The following is a 594-nucleotide window of genomic DNA, read 5'->3' as shown; positions in this document are numbered from 1 at the left end:
AGATTCTCGCGGCCGTCGGCGTCGCGGAACACCGTGCTCCCGTCCAGCCCGCTGACCAGCCGCGGCGCGCGGAGCGGCGGCCGACGCGGCGGCACTGCGGCGAGCGCGTCCCGGAAGGCCGCCGTCGCGGCGTGGAGCAGCGGCGTGTGCGACGGCGTGTGGACGGGCAGGACCACCGCCCTCTGGGCGCCCGAGCCGGTCGCCTCCCGGCACAGCGTCTCCAGCGTCGCGCGCGGACCGCCGACGACACCGCTGTCGGCCGCGTTGCGGATGGCGAGGTGGCAGCCGTGGCGGTCCGCGAGATCCGTGAGCGCGTCGAGGCTCAGGCCGCGGATCCCCGCAAGCCCGAACCCCGTGCCGGAAGCGGCGTCCATGGCCTCCGCCCGTCGGGCCGCCAGGGCGAGCACGTCGGCGGGGTCAAGGCGGCCGGCGACGCCCCAGGCCGCGAGATCGCCGATGCTGTAGCCGGCCACGATCGACCGGTCCGGCGCCGCCTCCTCCAGCGCCCGCCACGCCGTCAGGGCGGCGACGCAGCACAGGATCTGGCCGGTCCGATTCGCGTGCAGGTTGTCGCCGCCCGCTCGGGCCAGGTCG

At 77.4% G+C, this 594-nt stretch carries 1 protein-coding gene; it reads right to left on the bottom strand.

What is annotated here, in order from left to right:
• A partial coding sequence (locus tag ACU8YC_RS25690) for an acyltransferase domain-containing protein (RefSeq protein WP_446896063.1) occupies positions 1-594 on the bottom strand: 594 nt, incomplete at both ends.

Source organism: Citrobacter sp. VF227 (genome assembly GCF_052950715.1).
The sequence above is the reverse complement of the archived record's forward strand: the minus strand, read 5'-3'. Positions and strand labels throughout refer to the sequence as shown.